General features: G+C 42.6%; 24 protein-coding genes, 2 tRNA genes and 1 pseudogene. 22 read left to right on the plus strand and 5 right to left on the minus strand.

What is annotated here, in order from left to right; all coding sequences use genetic code 11:
- Positions 1-179: 179 nt before the first annotated feature.
- The 5 genes from DWW52_RS15850 (at position 180) to DWW52_RS15870 (ending at position 5,851) form a co-directional block, all read left to right on the plus strand.
- Positions 180-1,058, plus strand: a complete 879-nt coding sequence (locus DWW52_RS15850) for a nucleoside phosphorylase (protein ID WP_118716485.1) — start codon at positions 180-182, stop codon at positions 1,056-1,058.
- Between the two features lie 13 nt (positions 1,059-1,071).
- Positions 1,072-1,533, plus strand: coding sequence for a DUF4293 domain-containing protein (locus DWW52_RS15855; protein ID WP_118716486.1), 462 nt, complete (start codon positions 1,072-1,074; stop codon positions 1,531-1,533).
- A 32-nt stretch (positions 1,534-1,565) separates the two neighbouring features.
- The gene (locus DWW52_RS15860; protein ID WP_118716487.1) at positions 1,566-3,263 is read left to right on the plus strand and encodes a dipeptidase; all 1,698 of its coding nucleotides are present in this window, start codon (positions 1,566-1,568) and stop codon (positions 3,261-3,263) included.
- A gap of 253 nt (positions 3,264-3,516) precedes the next feature.
- Positions 3,517-3,870, plus strand: a complete 354-nt coding sequence (rplS, locus tag DWW52_RS15865; RefSeq protein ID WP_118716488.1) for a 50S ribosomal protein L19 — start codon at positions 3,517-3,519, stop codon at positions 3,868-3,870.
- Between the two features lie 238 nt (positions 3,871-4,108).
- A complete protein-coding gene (locus tag DWW52_RS15870) occupies positions 4,109-5,851 on the plus strand; it encodes a phospho-sugar mutase (RefSeq protein ID WP_118716489.1) in 1,743 nt (580 codons plus the stop codon).
- Between the two features lie 87 nt (positions 5,852-5,938).
- Here DWW52_RS15870 and DWW52_RS15875 read toward each other — a convergent pair whose 3' ends face one another.
- On the minus strand, positions 5,939-7,363 hold the full coding sequence (locus DWW52_RS15875; protein WP_118716520.1) for an ATP-dependent RecD-like DNA helicase: 1,425 nt from the start codon (positions 7,361-7,363) through the stop codon (positions 5,939-5,941).
- A 183-nt stretch (positions 7,364-7,546) separates the two neighbouring features.
- On the opposite strand from DWW52_RS15875, the gene DWW52_RS15880 reads away from it, so the two are divergent.
- The 14 genes from DWW52_RS15880 to DWW52_RS15945 all read left to right on the plus strand — a co-directional run bounded on the left by DWW52_RS15880 (position 7,547) and on the right by DWW52_RS15945 (position 18,944).
- Positions 7,547-8,191: a hypothetical protein gene (locus DWW52_RS15880; protein WP_118716490.1), complete on the plus strand. Its 645-nt coding sequence runs from the start codon at positions 7,547-7,549 to the stop codon at positions 8,189-8,191.
- Between the two features lie 27 nt (positions 8,192-8,218).
- The gene (locus tag DWW52_RS15885) at positions 8,219-9,061 is read left to right on the plus strand and encodes a DUF3822 family protein (RefSeq protein WP_118716491.1); all 843 of its coding nucleotides are present in this window, start codon (positions 8,219-8,221) and stop codon (positions 9,059-9,061) included.
- Positions 9,049-9,588, plus strand: coding sequence for an RsmD family RNA methyltransferase (locus DWW52_RS15890; RefSeq protein WP_118716492.1), 540 nt, complete (start codon positions 9,049-9,051; stop codon positions 9,586-9,588). The genes DWW52_RS15885 and DWW52_RS15890 overlap by 13 nt, the downstream gene beginning before the upstream one ends.
- A 122-nt stretch (positions 9,589-9,710) precedes the next feature.
- On the plus strand, positions 9,711-10,697 hold the full coding sequence (locus DWW52_RS15895; RefSeq protein WP_118716493.1) for a porin: 987 nt from the start codon (positions 9,711-9,713) through the stop codon (positions 10,695-10,697).
- A gap of 99 nt (positions 10,698-10,796) precedes the next feature.
- On the plus strand, positions 10,797-11,852 hold the full coding sequence (pstS, locus tag DWW52_RS15900; RefSeq protein WP_118716521.1) for a phosphate ABC transporter substrate-binding protein PstS: 1,056 nt from the start codon (positions 10,797-10,799) through the stop codon (positions 11,850-11,852).
- Between the two features lie 93 nt (positions 11,853-11,945).
- Positions 11,946-12,797, plus strand: coding sequence for a phosphate ABC transporter permease subunit PstC (pstC, locus tag DWW52_RS15905; RefSeq protein WP_118716494.1), 852 nt, complete (start codon positions 11,946-11,948; stop codon positions 12,795-12,797).
- A gap of 7 nt (positions 12,798-12,804) precedes the next feature.
- Positions 12,805-13,668, plus strand: coding sequence for a phosphate ABC transporter permease PstA (pstA, locus tag DWW52_RS15910; protein ID WP_118716495.1), 864 nt, complete (start codon positions 12,805-12,807; stop codon positions 13,666-13,668).
- A gap of 36 nt (positions 13,669-13,704) precedes the next feature.
- Positions 13,705-14,463: a phosphate ABC transporter ATP-binding protein PstB gene (gene pstB / locus DWW52_RS15915; protein WP_118716496.1), complete on the plus strand. Its 759-nt coding sequence runs from the start codon at positions 13,705-13,707 to the stop codon at positions 14,461-14,463.
- A 138-nt stretch (positions 14,464-14,601) separates the two neighbouring features.
- On the plus strand, positions 14,602-15,279 hold the full coding sequence (locus tag DWW52_RS15920; RefSeq protein ID WP_118716497.1) for a PhoU domain-containing protein: 678 nt from the start codon (positions 14,602-14,604) through the stop codon (positions 15,277-15,279).
- Positions 15,280-15,291: 12 nt separating this feature from the next.
- A complete protein-coding gene (locus DWW52_RS15925; RefSeq protein WP_118716498.1) occupies positions 15,292-15,975 on the plus strand; it encodes a response regulator transcription factor in 684 nt (227 codons plus the stop codon).
- 24 nt (positions 15,976-15,999) lie between these two features.
- Positions 16,000-17,760 carry a cell wall metabolism sensor histidine kinase WalK gene (locus DWW52_RS15930; RefSeq protein WP_118716499.1) on the plus strand — a complete coding sequence of 587 codons (1,761 nt, stop codon included), beginning with the start codon at positions 16,000-16,002 and terminating at the stop codon, positions 17,758-17,760.
- A gap of 172 nt (positions 17,761-17,932) precedes the next feature.
- On the plus strand, positions 17,933-18,613 hold the full coding sequence (locus tag DWW52_RS15935; RefSeq protein WP_118716500.1) for a NigD-like C-terminal domain-containing protein: 681 nt from the start codon (positions 17,933-17,935) through the stop codon (positions 18,611-18,613).
- Positions 18,614-18,783: 170 nt separating this feature from the next.
- Positions 18,784-18,865: transfer RNA gene (locus tag DWW52_RS15940), tRNA-Tyr, on the plus strand.
- 6 nt (positions 18,866-18,871) lie between these two features.
- A tRNA-Gly gene (locus DWW52_RS15945) sits at positions 18,872-18,944 on the plus strand.
- A gap of 224 nt (positions 18,945-19,168) precedes the next feature.
- On the opposite strand, the gene DWW52_RS15950 is transcribed toward DWW52_RS15945, so the two are convergent.
- From DWW52_RS15950 to DWW52_RS15965, 4 genes are all read right to left on the minus strand, one after another.
- Positions 19,169-20,215: an IS256 family transposase gene (locus tag DWW52_RS15950; protein WP_118716501.1), complete on the minus strand. Its 1,047-nt coding sequence runs from the start codon at positions 20,213-20,215 to the stop codon at positions 19,169-19,171.
- A 148-nt stretch (positions 20,216-20,363) separates the two neighbouring features.
- Complete coding sequence (locus DWW52_RS15955) at positions 20,364-21,974, minus strand: ABC-F family ATP-binding cassette domain-containing protein (protein ID WP_118716502.1); 1,611 nt, start codon at positions 21,972-21,974, stop codon at positions 20,364-20,366.
- A 376-nt stretch (positions 21,975-22,350) separates the two neighbouring features.
- On the minus strand, positions 22,351-23,409 hold the full coding sequence (locus DWW52_RS15960) for a DNA polymerase beta superfamily protein (RefSeq protein ID WP_118716503.1): 1,059 nt from the start codon (positions 23,407-23,409) through the stop codon (positions 22,351-22,353).
- Positions 23,406-24,173: a nucleotidyltransferase domain-containing protein gene (locus DWW52_RS15965; protein ID WP_118716504.1), complete on the minus strand. Its 768-nt coding sequence runs from the start codon at positions 24,171-24,173 to the stop codon at positions 23,406-23,408. The genes DWW52_RS15960 and DWW52_RS15965 overlap by 4 nt, the downstream gene beginning before the upstream one ends.
- Positions 24,174-24,467: 294 nt before the next feature.
- Here DWW52_RS15965 and DWW52_RS21395 point away from each other — a divergent pair.
- The 3 genes and pseudogenes from DWW52_RS21395 to DWW52_RS15980 form a co-directional block, all read left to right on the plus strand.
- Positions 24,468-24,630, plus strand: a pseudogene (locus DWW52_RS21395) (flavodoxin family protein); the annotation flags it as partial.
- Between the two features lie 273 nt (positions 24,631-24,903).
- Entirely contained in the window at positions 24,904-25,482 is a 579-nt protein-coding gene (locus tag DWW52_RS15975; protein WP_118716505.1) for an RNA polymerase sigma-70 factor, read from the plus strand.
- Between the two features lie 34 nt (positions 25,483-25,516).
- Positions 25,517-26,668: a FecR domain-containing protein gene (locus DWW52_RS15980; RefSeq protein WP_118716506.1), complete on the plus strand. Its 1,152-nt coding sequence runs from the start codon at positions 25,517-25,519 to the stop codon at positions 26,666-26,668.
- Positions 26,669-26,691: the final 23 nt, after the last annotated feature.

The following is a 26,691-nucleotide window of genomic DNA, read 5'->3' on the forward strand; positions in this document are numbered from 1 at the left end:
TTACAAGTTACAGGTTGGCAGGTGACAAGTTCACGACAAGCATAGAAGTAGGGGTATAAAAAACTGTAATTTACAAAGCCGAAGGTTTAACCTGCAAATCGAAACCAAATAATACCGGACAAATGTTTGTCCGGTATTATTTGTTTTACTAAATTTGGTTGCCCAAAAGTAAACGATATATGGAGCCAATAAAATCATCAGAATTAATCACGAACGATGATGGAAGCGTCTTTCATCTTCATCTTCACCCCGAAGATTTAGCAGATCAGGTGATCCTCGTGGGTGACCCTTCCAGAGTAGAAATGATTGCCTCGTATTTTGACCAGATTGAGGTTAAGAAAAGCGATCGGGAATTCAGCACGATCACCGGACAGTATAAAGGACACCGGATTTCTGTTATCTCTACCGGGATCGGGGCTGACAATATCGACATCGTGATGAACGAACTGGATGCTTTGGTAAATATAGATTTACATACGAAAGAGATAAAACAACAAAAGAAATCATTGAATATCGTACGAATCGGGACTTCCGGTTCCGTGCAGGCTGATGTCCCCGTTCATTCATTCGTAATCTCGGAAATGAGCCTGGGAATTGATGGCGTGTTACGTTTTTACAAAAACAACGAAACGGTATGCGACGCTGATTTTGAGGATGCGTTTATCGCGGCATGCCATTGGACACCACGGGCTGCCCGCCCATACGCAGTTAAAGCATCCGGGGAACTGGTAAACAAATTGCACACGGAAGGAGTTACCGTAAAAGGAGTCACGCTGACTGCGAACGGATTTTACGGTCCGCAAGGACGTGTTCTGCGTCTACCGATTGAAATGCCGACAGTCAATGATGAAATTGCCCGTTTCAGTTTCGGGAATTACAAGATTGTTAATTATGAAATGGAAAGCGCGGCTATCGCGGGGCTGGCAGCTCTCATGGGACACCAGGCGACCACGATTTGCCTGATTATCGCTAACCGGGCAACCGGGGACGCTTCTTCCAATTATAAACCGTACATGAAAAAATTAGTTGAATACACGTTAAATTCTCTCATACGTTAATTACTTATTTATTATGATTCAAAGAATACAAACCATCTATTTGCTTGTGATAGCACTCATCATGACGATCCCATTGTATGTACCGATCGCTCAATTGCTTATCCCGAATGCCGCAAGCTATAATTTTTTTACTTATGGAGTGGTTATGATTGGAGAAAACACGGAATTGCAGGCTTACTACTGGGCTTTGTTTATCCTGAATATCTTCACGATAGGTTTACCCCTCGTAACCATTTTCCTGTTCAAGAAACGTTTCCTGCAAATACGCCTGTGTATCGTGGAAATCATTTTACTCGTGGGTACGCTGGTCCTGATGTGGTTCCATATCAGTCAATTTGCCGGTAAAATGAACGCGGACATTCTCTACAAATTCAGTTTTATACTCCCCGTGATCTGTATCATCATCGCGAACTTGGCCATGCGGGGTATATTTAAAGATATCAAGTTACTCAAGTCTCTGGACAGAATCAGATAATTATCAAAATAATCATAAACCAATAACGAAAAATGAGAAAAGTACACTTACTGGTTACATTAGCGTTAGTTTGTTGCAGCACGTACACGATGGCTTGCACGAACTTCTTGTTCACGAAAGGATCAACGAAAGACGGGTCTACGATGGTTACTTATTCCGCCGACTCCCATGTTCTATACGGAGAATTATATCACTGGCCCGCGATGGATTGGCCTGCCGGAAGCATGCTTGATGTCTACGAATGGGACACCGGTAAATTCATGGGAAAAATCCCGCAGGTAGCACACACGTATAACGTGGTCGGAAACATGAACGAGCATCAGTTGGCTATTTCTGAAACCACTTACGGGGGACGCAAAGAACTGGAAACACAAACCGGAGCTATTATTGATTACGGTAGTGCCATCTATATCACGTTGCAACGTGCCAAAAATGCACGCGAGGCTATCGTGGTGATGACCGACTTGATCGAGAAATACGGCTGGGCAAGTAGTGGAGAATCAATTTCTATCATCGACCCGAACGAAGTTTGGATCATCGAGATCATCGGCAAAGGCGAAGGCGAGAAAGGCGCGGTATGGGTAGCCCGCATGGTTCCGGACGGGTATGTTTCCGCACACGCTAACCAGGCCCGTATCACGACGTTCCCGTTAGAAGGCAAAACTTCCATTTCCTCGGATAAAATGAATAAAATCTACGACCCGAACATCACGACCGTGTATGCCAAGGACGTGATCTCTTTCGCGAAAGAAAAAGGCTTCTATCCCCAGGAAGGAAAAAATAAAGATTTCAGTTTCTCGGATACTTACGCACCTGTTGATTTCAGCGGAGCCAGGGCTTGCGAAATTCGCGTATGGGCGTTCTTTAACGCCGTGAACCCGGATATGGCCCAGTACTTTGATTACGCGACCGGAAGAAATATTCAACGTGACGGCAAAGGGTACGCCACGAACCGCATGCCTTTGTGGATCAAGCCGAGCGAGAAAGTTGACGTAATGCAAGTAATGGATTTCATGCGCGACCACCTCGAAGGAACCGAACTGGATATGAGCAAAGACATGGGCGCAGGTCCTTACGAATGTCCTTACAGATGGCGTCCGATGAGCTTTAAAGTAGATGGTAAAGAATACGTTCACGAAAGAGCAACGGCCACCCAACAAACGGGATTCACGTTCGTAGCTCAATGTAGAAATTGGTTACCCGATGAAATCGGTGGTATCCTTTGGTTTGGAGTGGACGATGCTGCCAGTTCGGTATATTTCCCGATGTATTCCGCGGCAACCGAAGTTCCTTTTGCCTTTGCCGTGGGTAACGGAAGTATGATGGAATTCACGAACAAGGCCGCATTCTGGGTATTTAACCAAGTGACCAATTTCGCATATACCCGCTACAACTTGATTCACCCGGAAATTCGTGCAAAACAAGTCGCCCTTGAAAAACAATACGTTGATTTCGTGCAAATGATCGATGCCGGAGCCAAAGATATGTTGGGCAAAAATAGAGAAGAAGCGGTTAAATTTCTCACCGATTTCTCTTGCCGTACCGGAAATCATCTGGTTGACACGTGGAGAGATTTCTACGGATACCTGTTCTGCAAATACATGGATGGAAACGTGAAAACGGCTATCCCCGGAGAGAAAAACCCGAAAGTAGAACAACCCGCTTTACCGGAGTGGTACCTGCGGATGATTATCGAACAGACCGGGAAGAAATTAGAAGTCGTGGAATAACCACGATTTCTAATTTCTGTTACAAGTTACAGGTTGAGCCTACGGCTCTGCAGGTTACAAGTTTTTGCCACTGTTATCATGAACTTGCCATCTGTAACTTGCAAACTTGTAACAAATAAATATTCCGATACTTGCATCGGAATATTTATTTTTATACCTTTGCCACTCGATTTTTAAACGTACGTAGTCTCTTACATGAAAGACTGAAGTCGTAATACTGCGTTCGATAAATAAACTTTTTAAAATAAAGACAATGGACTTAATTAAAGTTGCGGAACAAGCTTTTGCACGAGAAAACGCTACAGAACTTCCCGTATTTTCAACTGGTGATACCATCAGCGTACATTACAAAATCGTTGAGGGAAGTAAAGAACGTGTTCAGATTTTCAAAGGTGTAGTTATCCAAATCAAGGGTACGGGCACCACGAAAACTTTTACGGTTAGAAAAATGTCTGGTAACGTAGGAGTAGAGCGTATTATTCCTTTCAATTCTCCTTTCATTCAATCAATCGAGGTGAACAAGAGAGGTGTCGTTCGTAGATCCAGAATTTACTATTTCCGTGATCTTACCGGAAAGAAAGCAAAAATTAAAGAGAAGAAGTATTAATTTGCGCTTTAGCCATATAAAAAAGCCTCGTTTTGAACGAGGCTTTTTTATTTTCCTCCAACCGGAAAATAATCAACTTCAATTTTGTTTCCTCTTCATCATATCGTAACTTTAAATCACAAAATTCGTACGGTAAAAACGAACATATTATGACAATCCACTTACAATTTAAATAAAAAAGATATTTTTCCGACGAGAAAATCCTAACTTTGTAAAAAGGTAATTAAAATGACCACTTATGGAAAACAACGAGATAGTAAAACTAGCTAGAGCCAAAGCCGAGAAATGGCTGGATAAGGCTTATGACGAGAAAACACGGGCTGAGGTAAAACGGATGCTGGATAACACAGACACGGGAGATTTGGTGGAATCTTTTTATAATGATCTGGAATTCGGAACCGGAGGTTTACGCGGCATCATGGGGGCCGGAACGAACCGGATGAACATATACACCGTGGGAGCAGCCACCCAAGGATTTTCAAATTATATCAACCGCATGTTCCCGAACGAGAAAAAAGCCGTGTGCATCGGACATGATTGCCGACACAATTCCCGATACTTCGCGGAAACGGCTGCCAATATTTTCTCGGCAAACGGAATCCACGTGTATCTGTTTGAAGACCTACGCCCTACCCCGGAAATGTCGTACGCCATCCGGGAACTGGGATGTAAAGGGGGTGTTATCCTGACCGCGTCGCATAACCCGAAAGAATACAACGGCTACAAGGCTTATTGGGATGATGGTTCCCAACTCGTCCCCCCTCACGACAAGAACGTGATTAACGAGGTAAAAAAGGTACTTGTCACGGACATCAAGTTCGAACAAGCTCCCGGGATGATCACGATTCTGGGTAAGGAATTTGATAAAAAATACCTGGATAAGGTAAAAACACTGAGCCTTTCCCCTGAAGCGATAAAGAAAGAACATGATTTGAAAATCGTGTTCACTCCCTTACATGGAACCACTTACGAACTGGTGCCGGAATCTCTTCGAAACTGGGGATTCACGAACATATATCCCGTCCCTGAACAGAGTATCCCTGACGGAGACTTCCCGACCGTAGCTTCCGCTAACCCGGAGGAACCGGCTGCCTTCAAAATGGCCTTGGATTTGGCCCGCAAAATAGATGCAGATCTAGCCATGGCCTGTGACCCGGACGGGGATCGTATCGGTATTGCCGTGAAAAATGACGAGGGGATATGGACATTATTAAACGGAAACCAGACCAATATCATTTTCACGGAATATATTATCCGCCGTAAAAAAGAACTGGGACAACTCACAGGGGGCGAGTACACGGTTAAAACCATCGTCACCACTGAATTAATAAAAGAGATTGCAGAGAAAAATAATATCATTTGTTACGACGTGTACACCGGATTCAAATGGATTGCCGACGTTATCCGTAAAGAAGGCGGGGAAAAATTCATTGGAGGCGGGGAAGAATCATTCGGTTACATGCCGGGAGCATTCACACGAGATAAAGACGGGGTATCCGCCACGTCCCTCATGGCTGAGATCGCGGCCTGGACGAAGATGCAGCACAAAACTCTCTATTCTTTCCTGAAAGAGATTTACGCAAAATATGGATTTTCTCAAGAAAAAATGATCTACATCGTGCGCAAAGGTATTTCCGGAGCCCAAGAGATCAAGGCGATGATGGAAGAATTCCGCCACAACACTCCCAAAGAGATCAACGGAAGCCAAGTCATTCTGAAAAAAGATTACCTCACGTTGGAATCCACGGATTTCCGCACGGGAGAAAAAACGCATCTTAATTTTGAAACGACTAGTGATGTGTTGCAATTTTTCCTGGCTGACGGGAGTAAAATCTCTGTTCGTCCTTCCGGAACTGAACCCAAGATCAAATTCTACTTTGAAGCCAGGGCTCAAATGAAAGACACGAACGATTACGAGCGGGCTCAACAAGAGGCAAACGCCCGAATTGATGATATTATCAAAGACTTGAAGATTCAATGACGCGGAGAGGGATGTCAAACTTAATAAACACCTCCGTTGGTGTAGCCGACGGAGGTGTTTATTAAGTTTGACATCTCCCGCAAAACATCAATCATTGACAGCCTCGATCATCTCGTCCTTAAAATTGATCAGGTATAATTTTTTACGAGCGCGGGTAAACGCCGTGTACAACCAACGCCAATATTCATCATCATAAGCTTCTTCGACCATCCACCCCGGATCAATAAACACGGCATCCCATTGTCCTCCCTGTGCTTTATGGCAGGTGACGGCATAAGCAAATTTTATTTGCAAGGCGTTATAATACTCGTTCTCTTGTATTTTTTTGAAACGCTTCTGCTTGGAAGCAATGTCCAAGTAATCCTCCTCGACAGCCATATACAACCGCCGATAATCCTCGTAACTCAAAGCCGGTTGTTCTGTTGTCAACGTATCCAGCATAACCCATGCCGTGATTTCTTCCTCGTAACCGTAGATGCTCAAGCGTGTTTTAACAAAATGGAATCCGTATAAATCCTTGTATTTCCCGACTTTCTCCACGGTTGCAATGTCCCCGTTAGCGATAAAATCGACCTTATCGTATTCCGCTCCCCAGAAGTAATTATTCTTTACAATCATAATCTTATCTCCCCCGGTAAAAGCGTCTTCCCGGTACAAGATTCGAGAACGGATACCCGCGTTAAACCGGTTAGCCCGTTTATTGGAACGACAGATTACCATCGTTTCATCTATCCCGAATGAACTGTAACACAAATCCAGTTCTTCCAACAGATCGCCCCCTCCCACCCTCACGATATCCGGGAAACCCGAAACCCGGAGTAAAAGTTTAGCGTAAGGTCCGGCCCCGATCATTTCCCTCACTCTGGTGGCGTTAAACAATATACCGGATTGCTCGGACTGTCGCATGATATCCGTCAAATTAGCCTCGTAAATCTCCATCCCGTAACTCGCCTGCAAGAAATCTGCCTCCAAGGCGGGACTCACATCTACTCCGATCGGCGGTAATTGAGCGGTATCCCCGATCAGCACCAACCGATTATTACGCCCGTTATACACGAACTCTATCAAATCATCTAACAAAGAACCCGTGCCAAAATTCGAATCCTGCGAATTCATCGAAATCATGGAAGCCTCGTCCACGAAGAATAAGGTGTTGGCGTTCCCGTTAAATCCTAAATTAAAAATACCGACTCCTTCCTGTGCATTTTTCTGTCTATAGATTTTTTTGTGTATCGTGAAAGCAGCTTGACGCGAATAACTGGAAAATACCTTTGCCGCCCTTCCGGTAGGAGCGAGTAACACGACCTGTTGCTCGAATTGTACCAGTGTGTTAACGATAGCTGCCACCAACGAAGTCTTTCCCGTTCCCGCAAATCCTTTCAATAAAAACAAACTTTCGGGATGACGATCGAAAAGAAAAGCAAGAAAACGTTCCATCGCAACCTGTTGCGTAGGCGAGAAGTCAAAGCCAAACTTCTCTTTTACAATACTTTCAAAATGTTCGGTTATCATCATTAAATTTAATAGACAAAACTGTGCCGTGATCTTTTTTTTTTTTATATTTGCCGACACGACAATCCGCAAAGGATTCGTGTATGGTATTGTATAAAATACCGTGTAAAGATAGAAAAAACAGCTTAAATTAACGACGAGAACTAACTTGTTTAATATATAATAAATATACTGACGAAAAAGATGAAAAAACTTATTATTCAAATTCTTTTAGCAGCTGGAGCCCTCTACTTGGGATACTTGTGCTATCAAAGCGTGCAGAATCCTATTCAATTTCAAAAGTTGAAGGACCAAAGATATGCTAGGATCATCCAAAAACTGAAAGACATCAGAACCGCTCAGGATGCCTACAAAAGTATTCATAACGTGTACACGAGTAGTTTTGATACATTGATCTATTTCGTGAAACATGACTCGTTGAAGACCGTTCGCTCTATCGGAGAGCTTACCGATGATCAGCTCGAAGAAGGTATGACGGAACAAGAAGCTCTTAAAAAAGGGTTGATTATCCGTGACACGATCCGCGTTTCCGCTTTGGAGCAATTATTCGGAAAGAACTACCCGATTGATGACCTCCGCTATGTTCCGTTTACCAAAAAGAAACATCAATTCTTGATGGGCACGAACATGATCTGGACAGATTCAGGTATCGAAGTTCCCGTTTTCGAAGCTCGTATCTCCAACATGCAGATCTTTGAAGACCTGTTTGATGAATACGAAGATGCGATTCTGGAAGAAAACGGCGAAAGAATAAGATTAAATAAATACCCCGGATTAAAAGTGGGTAGCGTAAAAGAGGCAAACAATAACGTGGGTAACTGGGAGTAATTTCTCAAGTACGTAAACGAATAATACATGCAAAGCATTTATTTTGTTGACCCTAATTTTACTTACGAATTATCTACAAAATCGATATTATCCATCCGTTATGCAACGGATGGATTTTCATTTTGCGTGCATAATGCCGCGGATAAATTAGTCGTGTTCGTTCATGAACCTCATGTTGTTGATTCGAGAGAGGCCGCCGTGGCACGTTTAAAGAATTACGTGGTAAATGATGCCATCTTGAACCTTCGTTTCAAGAAAGTATACATCATGCCCTGTTTCAAAGAAAAACTTCTTGTCCCCGGAGCCTTTTTCGACAAGAATAATGTTGCCACTTTATACACGGTAAATCAAGAGATTACACCGGACGACATGCTCCTGTATCATCATATCGAAAGCATTGATGCCTACCTGATAGAAACTATCATTGCCTCGTTTAACGATTTTATCCGGGAACATTTCCCCGTGGTCCAAATCGTGAATGAAGCTTATCCCTTTATCCAAGGAGCCGTGGCAAAAGCCTTACACGATACGGAACAGATATTCTTGGACATTCAGGATAATTATTTCGATATTCTATTTATCCGTAACACGGGAATTCAACTATTCAACTCATTTAGTTATAAAGCGGCAACGGACATCGTGTATTTCCTGTTGAACTGTATCAAGGAATGCGGAATTAACAAAGAAAAAGTACATCTTTCCATTTCCGGCCCGGTATCCAAGGACTACAAATTAAAAGAATTACTTTCGGCTTATCTCCCGAATCCCTATTTTGCCAAAGAACCCCTGTTGAATAGTATCCTTCAGGATAAAGAGTTCAACGGTTCCCATTTTACTCATTTACTAAATCTTCACCGATGCGGATTATAAGCGGAACACACAAGGGCAAAGTCATTGTCCCGGATAAAAACTTCAAGGCACGCCCCACGACGGATTTTGCCAAAGAGAATTTATTCAACGTGCTCAACAACTACATTGATATAGAAGATACATCCGTGCTGGATTTGTTTTCCGGCACGGGAAGTATCAGTTATGAATTCGCCTCGCGTGGGGCAAAAAAGATCGTTTCGATCGAACTGAATTATAATCACTACTCCTTTATAAAGAAAACAGCCAGTCAACTAGGCTTTAAAAACATGACGGTTTTTAAAACCAACGTGTTCGTGGCTTGTAAAAAATTAAACGGAACCACGTTCGACATTATTTTTGCCGACCCTCCCTATGACTTGAATGAGATCAAGGATATACCGGCAGCCATTTTCGATAACAATCTGTTGGCCCCGGACGGGATAGCGATCATCGAACATCCCGGAACCGTCGACTTCTCCTCGGAACCCCATTTCTTCGAACACCGCCAATACGGTAGTGTAAACTTTTCGATCTTCAAAAGACAATAAACATATCTAATAAATGTAACATTGATGTAACCGAATCGTATTATTTAGGAAACCTTTTCAGTCTACTTTAGCTGCCGAAAACAAGAGGTATTTAATTTTAATATTAACTAAAAGTTTGACAAATGAAAAGGATTTTAATTAGTGTGGTTTTAGTTGCTATTTGTTTAAGCAGTTTCGCTCAACAACAAGAAGAAAAGAAGAAATTTCAAATTAAAGGGCAACCTATCGTTACCGTGTTTGCCAATTATCACGCAGGAATCGGGAGGGCGAACAAAGAATCCGGGTTCGCATTGGATCGTGCCTATCTCGGTTACCAATTCTCTTTAACGGAAAAACTCGGCGGAAAAGTTGTTTTCGACATGGGTTCCACGAAAGTATCCGGTTCGGATCTTGAAAGAGTGGCTTACGTGAAAAACGCAATGTTAACCTGGAAAACCGGAAACTTCTCTTTGGATTTCGGTTTGATCGGCCTGGAGCAGTTTAACGTGCAGGAAAAATTCTGGGGATATCGCTATATCATGAAGTCTTTCCAGGATGAATACAAGTTCGGTTCCAGTGCTGACATGGGAATTCTGGGTAAATACAAGTTCACGAAATGGCTTTCTGCCGACGTGACGATCAGCAACGGGGAAGGGTACAAGAAATTGAACGGTGACAACAAGTACAGGTATGCCGCAGGCGTGACCGTTACTCCTCTTGAATCATTAACTCTTCGCACTTATTACGATCTGGCCAGCAAAAATGTAGAAGATGACGATACGAAAGATCAACAGAATCTGGCCTTCTTCGCCGGGTACAAACACAAACTCTTCTCTATCGGTGCCGAATACAACCAAATGTTCAATACCAAGTACAAAGAAGACAAAGATCAATCCGGTTATTCTGTTTATTCAACCGTTAAATTGGAAGAGAAATTCAACATCTTCGGAAGATACGACAACCTGAGTTCTAAAGACGATTGGAGCAGTGCTGACGGACAAAGAATCCTCGTTGGTTTGCAATACGCCCCGATCAAACAGTTGAAGATTGCCCCGAACTTCTCTACATGGAATCCAAGAGACGGTGAATCAAGCTCTTTCGTCTATCTGAATATTGAATTCAAGTTGTAACATTATTGTAACAAATGTGCAACATTCATGTAACAAGATTCATCTAAACTTGCAGTGTAATAAATGAATCAGAAGACGTTGAAATTAATACTATCAGAAATGAAAAACTTACTTATCATTATTTTGGCGATTGCTATTGCATCTTGTGGAAACTCTAAAAAGAAGGATTCGGACAACAAGAAGATGAATATTGCTGCAGCTGGCGCAACCTTCCCGCTACCGTTCTACAACCTGGCTTTCAAAACCTACCAGGAAAAAACGGGTAACACGGTAACCTACGGGGGTATCGGTAGTGGCGGCGGGATCAGAAGCCTGAAAGACAAGATCGTGGATTTCGGGGGATCGGATGCTTACCTTTCAGACGCGGAGATGCAGGAAATGCCCTACGCAACGGTACATATTCCCACTTGCATGGGAGCCGTGGTAATGGCCTACAACATGCCGGAATTGAAAGATTTGAAACTTTCCGGAGAGGTCGTTGCAGACATCTACCTGGGCAAAATCACCAAATGGAATGATGCTAAAATTCAGGAATTAAATCCCAGGATAACTCTTCCCGATAAAGGAATGACCCCGGTATACCGTTCTGACGGTAGCGGTACGACCTTCGTTTTCAGCGATTACCTGACAAAAGTAAGTAATGACTGGAAAGAAAACGTGGGAACCGGGAAATCTCTAAAATGGCCGGTAGGTCTGGCAGCTAAAGGGAATCCAGGTGTAGCCGGAACCATCAGTCAGACTCCGGGAGCTATCGGATACGTGGGATCGGAATACGCATTCTCCCTGAACATCCCCATGGCGCAAATGAGGAACAGTTCCGGTAACTTCATCATACCAAACACAGAGAGTATCTCGGCTGCAGCCAAAGGAGAAATGCCTGCCGATACCCGAACCATGATCACCAATTCATCCGCACCGGATGCTTACCCAATCAGTTGTTTCACCTGGATCATCCTCTACAAGGAACAAGCCTATGCCAACAGAACTCTGGCACAAGCACAAGCTACCGTGAAATTACTCGACTGGATGTTAAGCCCGGAAGCACAAGCCTTAACAACCAAAGTTCACTACTCTCCCCTCCCTCAAACAGCCGTGGCTAACGCCAAAACACTATTAAACTCTATAAGTTTCGAGGGCAAACAAGTCCTAAAATAAACAAAGTTACAAGTTCGCAAGTTGCAAGTTACAGGTTCAAAACTTGCCTACTTGCAACTTGTAACCTATAACTTGTAACCTGTAACCTGCATTATGCGTGATCTTATTTTTAAACGATTACTCTCTGTTTGTTGTATCCTGATTTTACTGATCAGTGCCGGAATGATCTATTCACTTGTCAGCGGATCCGTTCCCACTTTAAGTCACTACGGATTCTTCCAATTCATCGGGTCGACAGAATGGGATCCCCACCCGGATAGAGAGACTTACGGAGCGCTCTCGTTTATCGTGGGCACGCTTCTCACTTCTTTTTTGGCGCTGATATTCTGCATTCCGTTCTCTTTACCCGTAGCTCTTTTCACCGGAGAATTTTTCCGAGGTAAAAAAGTGGCTGTTTTTATCAGTTCGATTATAGACCTACTCGCCGGAATTCCCTCCATTGTTTACGGTTTATGGGGGTTCTACACCTTCCGCCCGATCATCATCGAATTAGGCATCAACTCGCAAGGGTTCGGGATATTAACATCATCTATCATACTGGCAATCATGATTATTCCCTATGCATCCTCCCTTAGTGGCGAATTTATCTCTATGGTTCCGAATGAACTGAAAGAAGCTGCATACAGTTTGGGAGCAACTCGTTTCGAGGTGATAAAAACTGTAACTTTCCCCTCGGCCGGTTCCGGAGTCTTCGCCAGTTATATTTTAGCTCTTGGCCGGGCGTTAGGTGAGACGATGGCCGTGACCATGCTTATCGGGAACACAAACAATTTACCGGGTTCTCTTGCAGACACGGGTAACACCATGGCAAGTATCATTGCGAACCAATTCGGAGAAGCCGACGGACTTAAATTAAGTTCCCTAATCGCTATCGGATTATTACTATTCCTGATCACGGCTCTTATTAACCTCGTGGCAAAACTCGTCATCAAGAAACTTAATTGATCGCAAAATGAGTAGTTTAAGATATAGAACCATTAAAGACAAGACTTTCTTTTATACCACTTGTTTCCTGGCTTCCCTGACGGTAATCCCGCTATTCGCAATCATCTGGGAACTAATCAAGAAAGGATACAAACAAATCAACTGGAGTTTTTTCACGGAAAGCGCTCCCAGCACGCTGGATGCCATGCTGGCCAGAAACACGGGAGACATTATCCCCGGTGGTATTGCCAACGGGATCACCGGTACACTGCTTATGGTGGCATTGGCTGCCGTGATCGCTATTCCGATTGGAATTATGGTCGGCATACATTTATCGGAACACCCGAAAACAAAATTTTCAAATATCACACGCTTCCTGACGGACTTGATTCAGGGTAGTCCCTCCATTGTCATCGGTATTATCGCCTATGCCTGGATCGTGAAACCCCTGGGAAGTTATTCCGCCCTTGCCGGAAGTGTTGCCCTCAGTATCATGATGCTTCCCTTGATCATCCGTTCCACGGAAGAGACTTTAAAAATGCTTCCGGGCAGCCTGAAAGAAGCTGGCCTTGCCCTGGGAGCCTCTTACACCAGCGTTATATTAAAAGTATTATTGCCTGCCGCATTCGGAGGATTGTTCACCGGTATTCTGTTAGCCATTTCACGGGTAATGGGAGAAACAGCCCCCCTTATGCTAACCGCCCTGGGAAGTACCGCTGTGAACTGGGATGTTCTTAAACCGACAAGCGCCGTCCCCCTGTTGATCTGGGAATTCTACAACGATCCCAACCTGATCGACATGATCTGGAGCTCGTCTCTCTTCCTGTTAATGTTAATCTTGGCCCTCAATATAATAGCAAAACAAATAGCAAAAAAATGGAGAGTCCAATAATTCTCCGATCGTAAATCATATAATCACTCCATAAACATGAATCCAATATTACAACTCAAAAACGTATCCATCTCATATACTCCCGGAAAAAATGCCGTGCAGGAAGTTAGCGCTGATATTGTCGAAAAGAAGATCACGGCAATTATGGGGCCTTCCGGATGCGGGAAAAGCACGTTGTTACGAGCCATCAACCGGATGCACGAACTGTACCCGGATATCAAAACTACCGGAGAGATTATTCTCAACAACAAGAATATATTAAAAACCAACCCCATGGAGGTTCGCCGCATGGCAGGAATGGTTTTCCAACGCCCGAACCCGTTTCCCACGATGAGTATCTATGACAACGTGATCGCCGGTTACAAATTAAACGGTATATCCCTCCCGAAACAGGAAAAAGATAAACTGGTGGAGGAAAGCCTGAAAAATGTCGGTCTCTGGGAGGAAGTGAAAGATTCTCTGTTCAAAAAAGGGACATTTCTCTCAGGAGGTCAGCAACAACGTTTATGCATTGCCAGGGCTTTAGCACTAAAACCCAAGGTATTACTCATGGACGAACCGACATCCGCCCTGGACCCGATAGCCACGAACCGGATAGAAGAACTGCTATTGGATCTGAAAAACGAATTCACCATCCTGATCGTTACTCACAACATGTCACAAGCAGCCCGCATTTCGGACTACTCGATGTTCATGTATCTGGGAAACCTGATCGAATACGACGAAACACAAAAAATGTTCACAAATCCAAGTGATAAACGTACCGAAGAATACCTGACGGGACAATTCGGATAATTCTGTAATTTATGATTTTAGACGAAGTGACTCCAATCGCACAAGGCTAATATTTTAGTAATCATAGAATCATCGAATCGTCAAATCCCTGAATCTATTTATCTTTTAGTTTTTAACTTTCAATTTTTAGCTTAAATCATGTCTACCATAAGAGAAAAATACCTGGAGAAAATCAAAGAAGATTTTGAAGTCCTGTCCACTATCGTGTTACAACAAATGGAGCTTATCATGATAGCCACCGAGGACAACAAGAACACGGAACTATACTCGAAAATCGAGCAGAACGAAGTCATTATCGACAGCCTGGAAGTCAAGATCAGGGACGAAGTTATCAACTCGATCGTGCTCTATTGCCCGCGAGCCAGTGATTGCCGGAAGATCATGTCGTACCATGACATGACCGCTTACCTGGAACGAATTGGCGATCTATTATTGAACATAGCCGACTTTCTCCGGGAAGTGGAACTTCAGGGTTCCCTTTACGACACTTTTCACGAGATCATTTTATTGCAACTGGAAACAGTTAAGAAAATGACACAAAATGCTATCTTTGCTTTTACATGTGAAGACGAAAATTTGGCAAAAGAGATTATCCGGACAGATGATCTAGTGGATAACAACCACAAGGAGATTGTTCACGGAATACCTCTTCATTTTGTAGGCAGGACGATCAAAGACCAGGACATGCTGGATGCCCTCTCCTTAAGCGGGATGTCATACAACATCGAGCGGATCGGCGATAATGCCACAAACATCGCGGAGGCCGCCATCTACTTGCTAGAAGGGAAGAATGCAAAACATATTCATAACAACTAAACTTGGAAAACAATGGATAAACAGCGAATTCTAGTGGTCGATGACGAAGAAGATTTGAGAGAAATTTTGAAATTCAACTTGGAAAGCGAGGGGTATCTGGTAGATACCGCACCTTCCGCGGAAGAAGCCTTGAAAATGCTCTCCGAAACCTATGACCTGATCTTGCTAGATGTCATGATGGGAGGTATGTCCGGTTTCAGAATGGCAGAAAAACTCCGGAAAGATCTTCACAATGCAACCCCGATTATCTTCCTGACTGCTAAAGACACCGAGAACGACATGCTTACCGGCTTTAATATTGGTGGGGATGATTACATATCAAAGCCCTTTTCAATCAAAGAAGTTTCGGCCCGGGTAAAAGCCGTGATGAAAAGAGCGGGTTCGTTGGATGCTTCTAACAAGAAACAAACGATTGATGTCGGGAAAATGCATATTGATTTAGCCACGAAATCCGTTTCGATCGACGAACACATCATCCCGATCACTAAAAAAGAGTTCGAGATTCTGAACATGCTGGCACAATCTCCCGGAAAAATATTCTCCCGCGAGGATATTCTCAACAAAGTATGGAATGACGACAGCTACGTGCTCGAACGCACGGTCGACGTACATATCACCCGGTTGAGAAAGAAACTGGGCGAGCAAGGGAAACATATCGTCAACCGCTCCGGGTATGGCTATTGCGTGGAACTTTAAACGTTAACACAAAAACTATTTTCAATGAAATTATCCTATAAACAGAAGTTATTCATTTACTTCTTCATCGTGTTTGCAGCTTTCACTGTCATCATTATCTTTTTCCAGCAAAGCCGGGAAAAAAGCTACAAGACAGAAACCCTACGTACCACGCTGGACGACTACTCGGACATTATCGCCCGGTATATCCAACAACATCATCTGATCGATCATCAACACATCGACTCGTTGAACAACATGCTGATCCTCCTGCCTTCGAACCTGCGATTAACCATTATCAATCACGATGGCAAGGTGTTGTATGACAACAATCTGGACAACGAGAAAGATATCGAAAACCATTTGCAACGTCCCGAAATTCAGACCGCCCTGATCCAAAAAACGGGAACCGCCACACGTCTTTCACAAAGTACCGGGATCGAATATTACTATTTCGCCAAGGATTACATGAATTTCTTTATCCGTGTCGCTCTTCCCTATGATATCGAGGTCCAGAATTTCCTGAAAACAGATAATATATTTTTATATTTTATCACATTACTATTCTTCATCACGCTGATTTCATTGATTTACCTCTCCGACCGTTTCGGGAAAGCCATTTCCAGTTTGAAAGATTTTATCGTCTCTGCCGATAACAATAATGTCAATTACAAGAACATTCACTTCCCTAACACGGAACTGGGAGAAATCGGTGAAAAAATCATTCGTAATTATCAACTTCTGGAGGAAAGTAACAAGCAAATCAAGGTAGAACAAGAGAAATTGCTTCGCCATTTTCACTACTCGGACGAAGGTATCGCCATCTTTTCTGCCAAACGGGAAAAGATATACGCAAACACGCACTTTATCCAATACTTGAATACCGTTCTTGACGAACCCACATTCAAAATCGAAGGTTTACTGGAACAACCGGACTTTAAGGAAGTGAACGACTTCCTGCAAAAGAATACCCCGGTAAACCCCAATACCACAAACATTCCCGTGTACCAAAACAAAATCAGCAAAGGAGGCAAGCATTTCGCCATAAAATTGCTAATTTTCACGGACAACAGTTTCGAAATCACACTGAACAACATTTCGGATAACGAGAAAAACAGACTGTTGAAACAAGAGATGACAAACAACATCGCCCATGAATTGAAAACTCCGGTAAGCAGTATCCGCGGTTATATCGAAACGCTCCTGGAGCAACCCAATATCGCCCCGGATAAACAACATTTCTTCCTTGAACGTACCTATTCACAAATCGTACGTCTGTCCGACCTGATCCGGGATATCGCTTTGATCACCAAGACTGAAGAAGCCTCCGAACTTTTCGAGAAAGAGGGGATTAATATACATAACACGTTGCAGGAAGCTATTGAGGACCTGCATGATCCAATTATAGCACATGGTATTTCGGTAAAAAACGAGATCGATCCGAAAATCTTTATCGAGGGCAACAAAACATTGATCTACGCCATTTTCCGCAATCTAATTGAAAATTCGATCAATTATGCGGGTGACGGCATCACCATCGGGATAAACAACTATACGGAAGATAGTGAATTTTACTACTTCTCTTACTACGACACGGGACGAGGAATTGAAGAAAGCCATTTAAACCGGATATTCGAACGCTTCTACCGGGTATGCGAGGGACGCAGCAGACAAACGGGAGGTTCCGGCTTGGGACTCTCCATCGTGAAAAATGCTATTCTCTTCCATAAAGGCGATATATCCGCCAAGAACAGAAAGGATGGGGGATTAGAATTTTTGTTCTCGTTAAAAAAAACACTCTTTTAAACTAATAAATCCCGAACCTGAAAAGGGAATCTGGCTATTACAAATACTGTAATAGCCTTTTTTGATGCATTTTAATATTATTCAACGCAACCATTTCAACAATTATTCATCTATTTCATAGAAGATTGAAACAATCGACAAAAAACAACAAGTAATAAAAAGGGGTTAATACATGAAAATTAAAAAACTAGTAACGCTAATTATTCTTTCGCTCTCAGCCGCACTCGCTTTCACTTCTTGTAGTGATGATGACGGGTACAGCTTGGACAAATTTTGGTTAGAATTCGGTACTATTGAAAAAACAAGCGATCAAGACTATAAAATCATACTGGATAAAGGTCCTATACTGTTTCCTTCTGTTTCAAACGTACCGGTTCGTTATCTGGAAAATAAAATGCGTGTGTATGCGGATTTCACCATCCTACAGGATGCCAATCCGGGAAGTAGCGTAGACCATTACGTGAAAGTAAACGACTTACAAAAACTTCTTACAAAACCCATCGTGCCCTACACCGAAGCGATCAGCGACAGCTTGGGCATGGACCCGGTTGAATTACCGGAATACTGGATTGCCAATGATTTCATCACCTTCCGTTTCTTCTATGCCGGAGGGGGCGAAACTCACATGGTAAATCTCACAAAGCACAAAGAATTGATCGAGGACGGGAAGGCTTTGTTGGAATTCCGGCATAATGCTTACGGAGATCCGGTAAAAGAGAGTATGAACAGTTATGTCAGCTTCCCGCTAAAAGAAATATTTAGCGAGGTAACAGACTCTATTCAACTGCATATCAAGTACAAGGGTTTTGACAAAGAAAAATCTATCGACATTACTTATCGTCCTCGTAAATAGGTCTCATAGTGACGATGAGATGTAACGAGGAGTTTTCGGCACCGAAGACTCCTCGTATTTTTTATACCAAAACTCTTTTTTTTCAAGATTTCTTCATCTAATGTTTGGTAATTACACAAATCTACCTATCTTTGTACCCGCTTTAGACAAGCAACTGTTCTTTGAACAATGGGGAGATACCAAAGTGGCCAACTGGGGCTGACTGTAACTCAGCTGACATCGTCTTCGTAGGTTCGAATCCTGCTCTCCCCACATATTGCGGAAATAGCTCAGTCGATAGAGCACTAGCCTTCCAAGCTGGGGGTCGCGGGTTTGAGTCCCGTTTTCCGCTCTCTGAATAAAGCACTTACAAAAGTAGGTGCTTTATTGTTTTAGGTGGTTTTCATTGGGTTTTGAGCATTTATTTAAACCAAGGTTTAAACCGAGATTTAAACATGAATGCTTCTATTTCAATAGTTTACTACACGTCAAAGACTTTAAAGAATGGAAGTCATGATAGTGTTTCAAAAAGTGTGTATAGCCCTTGTTTTTTCATTTTTGCAAATCTATTAATTTTTAATAAAACAATCTTGATTCTAAAAAATTATAAATGGGATATTTATAAATATCCGCGTTTTGAGCGACGGTCCCCATCAGTAGAATGACGGCCCGTGGGTTCGGCATGGCACCTCTCATGTTGATAACTCTTTTATAATCCCTGTTCAGTCTTTCGATCCAGTTAGTGGTATAAATCATCCCCCTGATTTCCCTTTCATATTTGAAGTATGTAAAATAAAACCTGTACCTGTCATACTGGTATCTCTTCAGCGGCGGGTAACTCTTTTGCCACCTTTGAATGAATTCCTTGAACTTCCCGAATGCTTTTTCCGGTGTGATGTCCCATTGGTCGGGAGAGCAGATCTGTTTAAGTTCTTCCATGACCTGTTTCTTGCCCCTTGGCTTGACTTTACCCGCAATGTTCCTTTTCAGATGGACGGTACACGGTTGCAGATCCACTTTTGGGAAAGTATCGGCCAGGGTGTTTTCAATGCCGGGTAACCCGTCACATACCAGCAGGTCCACTACTGCTCCCCCTCTTTCTTTGAGGTCTTCAAAGACATCTTTCCAATTGGTCGCGCTTTCGGTGGGGAAGTTTACCACGGTTAAAACTTCCCGTGTCCGGTCTTCTTTCACCCCTAAAACCGTGTAGTAGGCTTCGTTGCTCACGGACTCATCCCACCGGGTGAGGACATAAGTGGCATCGATATAAAGAATGGGGTAACGCTTCTCAAGTTTACGCCCCAGCCACGCGTTTACATCTTCACGTGCCGTGTTCAAGAGACGACTTACCTGACTTTTACTGTAATGCTTGCCGTAAAACTGCTCGTAAATTTTACCCACTTGTTCCGTGGTTAAACCGCTACAATAAAGACTGCTCACTAGCTTTTGGGCTTCTTCTTCCTGGTCTTTCAACACGCCTAGTAACATCGGGTAAAAATTACTGTTACGACTACGCGGGACACGAAGCTCGAAGACCTTACCTCCATGACATACTCGACGAGCGCGATAACCGTTGCTCACGTCGTTATGTGCCGCGTTATGAACTGCACGTTCGGTATGCATTAAACTTTCAAGACCTTGTTTGACCAGACTTGGAAACCTTGGGCGCCATTTGTGATTTCTGAAATTATTTCCGTTATTTGTTCAGGTGTAAATTCCATAATAATTCATTTTTGAAATTGGTCATTACAAAAATAAAAATTACTGGGATTTACACACTTTTTGAAACACTATCTAAAATATACCTATTTACCATTATTTCCTCCATGAAATAACGATCATGCGAAACAGCGATCACGGTCCCCCGGAAGTCCTTAATCGCAGACGTGATAATTTCAATATTTAATATATCCAGGTTATTCGTCGGTTCGTCCAGCACGAACACGTCAGGAGTATTGTTACCGATCATCAGGCAACAGAACACGAGGCGCATCCGCTCTCCACCACTCAATTTATAACACGGTTTATCCCAGACTTCCCGCGGAAACAGAAAGCGATTCAGACGCATTTTCAATTCATGCTCCGGAAAATTCTGTTCATTGAAACATTCTGCCTGCTCGTACACGGTCAATTCATTCCGTAATATAGAACACTCCTGATCCACGTACACATACTTGAAATCCGCCCTGGTTAATGTGCCCTTGGTCGGCTCCAACTGTCCCAGCAATAATTTCAACAAAGTAGTCTTCCCGGAACCATTTCTTCCATCCAAACCGACACGTTCACCACTTTTGATCTGAAAAGTAAGTACCTCTTCCCACAACATTTCTGACTGGTAGCCAAAATTAATCCCGTCGGCCGAGATTAATATTTTTCCCTCATGCAGTTGAGAGGAATTAAAATCCACTTTCATTTGCTCCACACCAGACAAAGAGGCTCTACTTTCCGAAAGCGTGGTTGAAATCGAATCTATTTTCTCGGCATGCACATCGCTCAACTTGGAAGTACACCTTTCCGCCTTATTCTTCAAGGTGTTCATCATAATACGTGGAATCCCCTTACGCAGACTTTGCTTTTCCCCCCGCACTTCCCGTTTTTGTTGCCGTTCTGCTGCTTCTCTTGCAATTTTCTTCGCCAGTCGTAATTCTTTTTGTTTTTCCTCTACCTGCTCTCGTAAGGCATTCAAATGCATTTCCTTCTGTTCCTTGTAAAAATCAAAATTACCACCGTATAGCGTTATTCCCTTGTTCCCCAACTCTAACATCGAGAATAGTCGATTCAGCAATACCCTGTCATGGCTTACCACAAGCACTGTCGCCCTACCCAAACAAATCAGATCATACAATTTACCCCGACTCCATTTATCCAGATGATTGGTCGGTTCATCCAATAAAATCACGTCAGGCGAATGAACTTGTATCCCAGCAAGAAAAACCCTCGTTTTCTCCCCCCCACTCAAAGAAGACATCTTCTGTTCCAGGTATACATTCGATAAATCCCAATCCGTTAAGGCCGCATAACTCCTCTCTTCTATCTCCCAGTCATCACCTAGAACCGTAAAATTATATTCACCCGCATCACCCGCAAGTATCGCCCGCAAAGCCTTGATCTTCCGGTCTACCCGCAAAGCTTCCGCCACGGACCAATCATTAAACTGCCCCATATGTTGCGGGATGTAATAAACATTCTCTGCCCCGATAATCTCCCCCGATTCCGGAAGTAATTCTCTCGCGATTATTTTCAATAATGTCGATTTACCAGAACCGTTATTCCCGATCAACGCCACCTTACTACCGGAAGGCACGCTAAAACTAATATTTTGAAATAACGATTCTCTATCGGCATGAACATACGTAACCTGTTTTACTATTATCTCACTCATAAGCTTTTCAAATAAAAAAATAAATATCGGATTAACTCGTATCGGGCGATAGCATATATACAAAAGTCCCACAGGCTCAATCAAAAGCCTGTTCCCGTGTTAATGAATGCATAGAATAACGCAATTCGTTCTATTGGACTGGATACATGATCTCTAAATTAAAAGTCGGCATTTCACAATCTTCAGATAATCGTGACGTGCACATGAACTAATTAATAAAACCCGATGCTCCTATCACATGGACTTCGGAGACTTGTATCGGTTTTTACAACCGACTTTGTTATTTAGACATCTTCATTCGTGTAAGTATTAAGTTTATAGAGACAAAAGTAAGTATTATTTCTGAAACAACAAAATAAAGAAAATCACGCCTAAGTCATTTCCTCGCGTAAAATCTCTCCCGCAACTCAAACGCAAGCCGATTTATCCGCTCCACATCCGGGAGCTCCGGCAAAATAGAACTCGCAAACGCCTGTTCCATTTCAACCTGTTTAACCTCTGCCATACGAAGCAATTCTTCGTACTCGTACTCCCCACTCTTTATTGCCAGAAGGAATTCCCGTTCGGGACGCCGAACATTTACCCGCCCTTCTTTGGCGATCTCGATAGCCATTTCCAAAAGCCGGAAAGTATGCATCATATTCTTGGCATCATAGTTCTTTCCGTGAGACAAAGTATTCTGATAACGCTCCTCACTACGTCGTTCTACCCACTCCCAGTACTCTTTGTATTCCTTGCAATAAGTAGAATAACCGTCTTTATTAAAATACAACAAAGCTATGCGTTCCCGATCCTTAGGAATAGAGCTCAGAGCAACCTCGTTAGAACACTCGTCTTTCATGATACCCCGGTATCCCCCATCCGCATCATGATAAAGTCCGTACATATCTTTCATGTGAGGGATATTTACCAAACCGCAATCCTCCTGTTTCCATTTCCTGATTTCCAGAAATTTTAACAAGGGAATCGCCCCCTGAGCATAATCCACGAAACAAAAAGCGAGGATATTCTTTCTCTCCCTATCTAACGGATTCATTATTTTCTTTTTCAGTCCTTTCGCTTTCTTGATCTGCGACAAGGCAAAATTCCCGAACGTGTCTTTACACAATTTCGAGAGAAATATTTCCGGCTTAATTTCAGCTAGAAATGGATGTCTGTACAAGATCGCCTCTTCCGGGGTATTTAACAATTCTAATATATTCGGATTATTTTGAGATAGCAATTCCACGAAACGCCGTAATTCGTAATACACGATATCGTTAGTCTCGTTATTTACCTGAGGAACGTAATTCAACCCGTAAAAATCCTCTTTCGGTAACAAGAAAACACCTTTTATATCCGTGTCCGAAGAAGGAGTATCCAAACCATACGCCCGGCTACCACTAATACATTCCAAGATGATCAATTCCCCAGATTTCAGATCAGATATTGTCATAGCTCTTTCTTTACAATATTCCTGAAAAAAGTATCCAACTCGAACATATCTCCACTAGCCGCTGGCAAACATTTACCACGTTCCTCTCCTAAAGCGATTGATTCGTCAATAAAAGCGATCAACGCCTCTTCTCCTTTATGCAAATAAGACTCGTTCTCCCCGGATTTTAACTTGATCAACTCTCCGATACGTTCGTACAAATCTCCCGAAACATGAATTCCTTCCAACATTTCAGAAAATTGAATCGGGGGCATTCGGTCTGTTTCCAAGATCCAACGACAAGCAACAGCTGCACGCAATGCATAAAAAAACTTTTTCAACTTATAGCTCTCTTTGCCATTTATCTCTTCAAAGCATTTTTTAGCCATGCTCAAATAATGGTGAATCGTTGCCACTCGTGAATAATAACGAGGTGCAATCGAATTCATTCCTATCAGGAATTCTTCATCCGCCACATAAACAATCGGAGATTGAATTCTCTCCAGCAACGGCGGATTTGATTTCCATAACAATCCTAGCGTTTTTCGAATATCCCAACCCGAAATATCAAAATTATTGTCCTCCAGCATTACTTCGAAAGTATCTTTCGGCTCCAAAAGCGACAAATACCAGTCCATACGATGCCGATATATCAACCTTACATCATAATCACTATCCGGGGAAGGAAATCCCCAAGCCCTAGATCCCGTCTCACAAGCAAGAAGCACTTTAATATCTTGCGCCTTCTCGATATCCTTAATATATTGTCTTATTCGCTCTTCCATAATAATAATTCTATAATCAAAAAACAGTTATCTATACACTTTGGGAGACACTATCCAAATTTCTAGTTTAACTCTCGGTTTACTTTTACCAGCTAATCCACCCAAATGAAAATTCCGATGTAATTGCCCCCTGTAAATTTTCCCCCAAAACGGCCAAATTATCTTTTTGTACACGTGCATGAAATTCTACTGGTATGCCATTATTATTAAAATTTTATTCACAAATATAGTAATTTTATCTTTTAGCTTGCAATTTTTCAATAGAATCCCCGTAAAGGCGGGAATTCCGACACTTTGCGCAACGAATTTCTACAGGGAGCTAAAGAAGCAGGAAATAACGTTGAAAAGATTTTCTTACGAAATAAAAAGATTAACTACCGCACGGGATGCAGCACGTGTAACCTGTAGTCGGCATCATAAACCATGCCCGCAAAAAGATGATGCCGCAGTGCTGCTTACGTTCACCACCTCGAAATGACCGAGGAGCTCGCACGGTAAGATTAAATCTAGAAGTCCTTTCATCAACGTCATATTTATTATACATGCGAAGATAACACTTTGGAGGCTGATCCTCCTAACTTTTCACACGAGCCCATGTCCGTCAGATGATTTAGCCAAAGCCGGGTAATTTGAAAGAACCGAAAGGCGAAATATCATTCGGAGAATTGATACGGAATATATAAGAGTTTTTTATTATTTTTAGGCCGTAAAATGCGGATCAAATATTGGAATGAAAAACTCGGAGAGGATATTATTACAATTTAAAGATGACGAGCGGAAAGGTTTTCGTCTATTATATGATTCATTTTATGATTCTTTGGTCCTATTTGCGACTCAGTTTATTGGTGAGGCGGAAGAGGCTGCAGATATTGTTCAGGAGTGTTTTGTAGATTTTTGGGTAAATCGTCGTTTTTCTTTGTTGCAGGGAAGTCTGGAACATTATCTTTTCTCGGCAGTAAAACATGGATGTTTGAATTATTTGCGAAATACCCGTCGGCGGGAAGGTAAGTACGAGCAGATTCGCGATGAATTATATGGTGAGGTGTCGGGAGAGAATTCAGAATTAATTGAAAAGTTGTATCTGGCAATAGAAATGCTACCGGAAGAACGTAAGCGGGTATTGCATATGGTTTGTATGGAAGGGATGAAATACCAAGAGGTCGCAGATTGTTTAGGTATCAGTATTAATACTGTTAAAACACAGATGGGAAGGGCCTTTCAATTTCTACGGCAAGCACTCGGTGCGGGTGATGCATTAATTCTAGTATTATTTTTCAAAAAAATTGTTTCCTGCTGTCACCCGAAATGAATAGTTAGGTTCCTTTAGGGAAAAAGGAATAATAATGAGTGATAAAATTCATGAAATAATAGCTGCTTATTTGGCGGGAGAGTGTGTGTCGGAAAAAGAGCAACAGGAAGTTGAAAGATGGCTGCAGGAACACGCAGAAGAAAAGGACATGGAACTCCTTCAAGGAATGTTTCGGAGTTCCCGTTTGATGAGGGAAAAGGCGGTTTGTCGGAAAGAGTTTGTTCTCGAACAAATGGAAAAGGAGGTGCGGCGGCGGCAAAGAAACCGGAGGATAGGATGGTATTATTCCGGGGTAGCTGTTGCTGCTGTCTTGTTGGGGTTTGTGCTGATGTTCTGGAGATCGGGAATAGAGGCAGAGGATCTTGGCGCTCCTAGAGATCTTCAAAAAATGGATGTTTCCAAAGCTTACTTGAAATTGAATACGGGAGAAGTGATTGAACTTGATAAACATCAAGGGATGATGATTCGTGAAGATAGCATCCGGATTGCCAATGCTGATTACACGTTAAGGTACTCGTATGATTCTGTTGCTCCACTAGAGATAAAATATGATACACTCATGATTCCTAGAGGATCGGAATATAGTGTCGTGCTGGCAGATGGCACAAGGGTATTTTTAAATGCCGGTTCGGAAATTTATTATCCTGTTGTTTTTTCCGGAGACCAGCGAGAGGTGGGATTGAAAGGAGAGGCTTATTTTGAGGTGGCAAAAGATGAATGTCGTCCTTTTTTCGTGCAGGCAGGAGATGTACGAATTCGGGTATTAGGGACTTCCTTTAACGTAACTTCTTATCCTGAGCGTGAAAGGATAGAGACGACCTTGGAACAAGGACGAATTCAGATAACGAATGGAAAGGAACAGATAAACGTCGTACCGGGAGAACAGGTTGTTTATAACAAGAAAAACAACCGGTTCGAAGTGAAGGTTGTTGACACGAAGTTACATACATCGTGGAAGGATGGGTATTATAAGTTTGATCAGATGACGTTGGAGGAGATTATGGAAACCTTGGCTTTGTGGTATGATCTGAATGTTTTTTACGCAAATGCGGAGGCTAAATCTTTGGAGTTCACGGGACGTTTGAGGCGATATGATCGTGTGGAGGGATTATTCAAAAAAATAGAACAGACGGATTTGGTTGAATTTGAATTGAATGGAAAAAATGTTGTGATAAGGAAAAAATAAAAGTTGGAAATTGGGGAATTTCC

Source organism: Odoribacter sp. AF15-53, assembly GCF_003479425.1.
Taxonomy (GTDB): Bacteria; Bacteroidota; Bacteroidia; order Bacteroidales; family Marinifilaceae; genus Butyricimonas.